At 41.9% G+C, this 3,210-nt stretch carries 2 protein-coding genes; both read right to left on the reverse strand.

What is annotated here, in order from left to right:
* Positions 1-1,985 (reverse strand): cadherin repeat domain-containing protein (locus BBROOKSOX_RS09680; protein ID WP_139661467.1); only part of this gene is annotated, 1,985 nt, incomplete at its 3' end.
* A gap of 130 nt (positions 1,986-2,115) precedes the next feature.
* On the reverse strand, positions 2,116-3,210 hold a 1,095-nt coding region (locus BBROOKSOX_RS09685; protein WP_139661470.1), incomplete at its 5' end, for an autotransporter outer membrane beta-barrel domain-containing protein.

A 3,210-nucleotide genomic window follows, 5' to 3' on the forward strand; every position in this document is an offset into this window, starting at 1 on the left:
TCCATACCTATATTAAGGGATTTAAGATTAAACTCAGTCTTATTTGCACCTGACCCATTGCTTTTACCAATCACCACTTTAGCATTCGTCCAAGTATCCCAACGCTCAACCTTACGGCTGGAGGTGGGGATGACATTGCTCAGCCCGTTGGCACTGAGCACACGATTGATAAGGCTGTTGGTTTGGCTATCGGCAAAACTAACCTGAATGCCATTCACAAAATCATTGGCACTAAAACTGCTTTCTTGCTTGTTTTTATGACGAATATACGATAGGCGCCCCATCAATGTTCTTCCGACTTTAGAGAGTAAGAGTTTACTGGCAGATTTGCTTTCTTTACGCACGGCTTGGGCAGTCACTTTGGCATTATCGGATTTCGCTGAACCCCCTGTGGTTGGATCCTCTATTAAATCATATACGGTTACAATAAGGGTTTGTGTAGCCGTCTCACGACCACTGCCACTGCCTCTGGTGGCTGTAATATCAACGCGATAAGTGTTATTATCACCGTCTTTAAAGTTGGTGGCATTAAAGATAAGTTTAGCGTCACTCAGACTGAATTTAGCCTTATCTTTCTTTGTGCCACCGGTAATAGAAAAATTTACTCCTCCTTTGTTGGCAGTAAGACCAATCTCCTTTTGTTTGTTTTTAGACACAGAAACATTGCCCGTGTTGGTAATCTTAAGCGTGCCTATTTCTTTTGCATCTACAACTTGGATAGAAAGGTGGTTAGTCCTATGCCAATTATTGCCATCACTAACAGTGACGATGATAGGTATATCTCTAATATCAGTGATGGCATACTTAGTTTTGATTTCATTACCGTTGACGATTTTAAAATCATCGCTGTCGGTGGTAAAAGTAAAGGCATTACCATTAGTATCTGGATCGGTAGCACTGAGAGTACCAATCAAAAAGCCGGCATCCTTGTCATTGGCAAGAATGACCTGACCATCGATAACGGCGGCACCGTTGATCTGGACATTGGTCGGGGGCTCATCGTCTAGGTCGTAAATCTCAACAGTGATGGTTTTTTTGGCGACTAGGCCCAAGTCTTCTCTAATGGCAGTAATTTCCACCGAGTAGATGGCTTTGGTTTCAAAGTCACCGCCTTCAAAGAGAAGTATGTCGCCACCAAATCCGTCACGATGAAATGTGAATCTATCCTTTTCACCACCAGTAATAGCAAATTTTGCCCCACCACTTCTGTCGACAGTAAGCCTAATCGATATAACCGTGTTTTCATTCTCAAAAAAAGTATCAGCCGTGGTAATATGAAGTTCCCCATTATGTACGGTTACAGTGAGGGTTTTTACATCCGTCCTGAAGTCGTTATTGGACATTTGGCTCATCCAGGTGGCTTTGATATTAACACGATAAGTATTATTTTGGGCTTTAAAATCCGTGGCTTTGAAGGTTAACTCACTACCGTTTAAAGTAAACTTATCGTTATCTGCACTAGGCAAAATAGCAAAACCTACTAGCGAGTAGAGCGAATTGGCTTTCCCCAGGGAAGCGGTGGTAAGCCTAATCACCTTGTTTGTTTTTTCAAGCGTATCAACATTAGCCGCCGTGGTAATATGAAATCCCCCATCATTAAGGTTAATCTTGGTTACGGTTACAGCAATGGTTTTGACAGGCGTCATCTCGAATTTGAATTTGGGCTCATTGGGAGTACCCACATTTACTAGCTTGTCGGACACAATATCAACATGATAAGTATTATGCATATTATCTTTTTGGGCTCTAAAAGCCGTGGCTTTGAAAGTTAATTCATCGTCATCTATATCAAACCAATCGTTATCTGCACCATCCAGAATACGAAAACTAGGTGCATCTCTCTTGCCTGTGTTAACGGTAAGCTTAATCACCTTATCTCTATTTTCAGGCGTAGAAACATTAGGCGTGGTAATAAAAAATGCTGCAAATGTCTGGAACGATGATAACAACAGTATGTGTATAACAAATAGTTTAATAATTTTCATGGTAAATCCTCCTAATAATTAATTAACACCAATAAAGTAAAAAGACGAGGCAAAAGAATTAACCTTTAACCTGAGCCATTACCTCATCAGCAAAATTTTCTTTTTTCTCAATATCCTTTTTATAAACTCATTAAAACTTCCATCGAATAGTGCCTTCAATACCATTACTATGGGCTTTATTGTTAGTTGATTGAATGCGTTCATAACTCACAGAAGTGATGATGTCGTCTTGCTGATAATCCAGCCCTAGTTTTACGCTCACTTCTTGCTCGGCATTTTTGCTAAGGTAATCGTTGCCATCACGACGAAGGTCGGATTTGTATTCTAAGCTCACAAAGCGAGTGAGCTGTCCTTCTTTGTAGTTCGCTGTCTTACTGATGTCAATACCAAGGGCAATTGCCTCGTCGGTGTTAGTCTCGCTGCTGGTAAGTATGTCATTCGCTTTCATCTTAATACGGTTGATGTCGTAGCGAATGAAAGGCGATAAATCAACACTCTGAGTTTGTAAATCCGCACGGTAAGCAATGCTGGCAAAAAATCCATTACTGTTGTCTTGGTCGGCGCTGTTGCTGATGTCGTGCGTGGCTTTGGCGACGCCTAGTACGGCTTCAATACTGCCTTTGTTACTGAGTTCTAACGCACCGTAACTAGAGAGAGTGTATTGCGTGGTATCTATATCGCCTGAGAAATCACTGCCTGTGGCAGTGCGATCTTGCTTGCCTAAGCCAAGGGCAAAGCCGATAATTTTATCTTGGGCTATGCGTCTGTCCATACCTATATTGAGGGATTTAAGATTAAACTTGGTCTTATTTGCACCTGACCCGTTGCTTTTACCAATCACCACTTTGGCTTTCGTCCAAATATCCCAACGCTCAACCTTGCGGCTGGAGATGGGGATGACATTACTCAGCCCGTTGGCACTGAGTACACGATTGATAAAGCTGTTGGTTTGACTATCGGCAAAACTGACCTGAATGCCACTTACAAAACCATTGGCGCTAAAACTGCTCTTTTGCTGGTTTTTATAACGAATATGCGATAGGCGTGCTCTCAATGTTTTTCCAGTTTTAGCAAGTAAGGCTTTACTGGAAGTTTTGCTTTCTTTGCGCACGGCTCTGGCAGTCGCTTTGGTATTATCGTCTTCGACAGAAGGTAATTTAGCCGCATTAGTATTGACCGTGTTAGGGTTGATTACGGTTACAGTGAGGGTTTTTTCAACTGCCTC

This window comes from bacterium endosymbiont of Bathymodiolus sp. 5 South (genome assembly GCF_900128535.1).
In the GTDB taxonomy this organism is placed as follows: Bacteria; Pseudomonadota; Gammaproteobacteria; order PS1; family Pseudothioglobaceae; genus Thiodubiliella.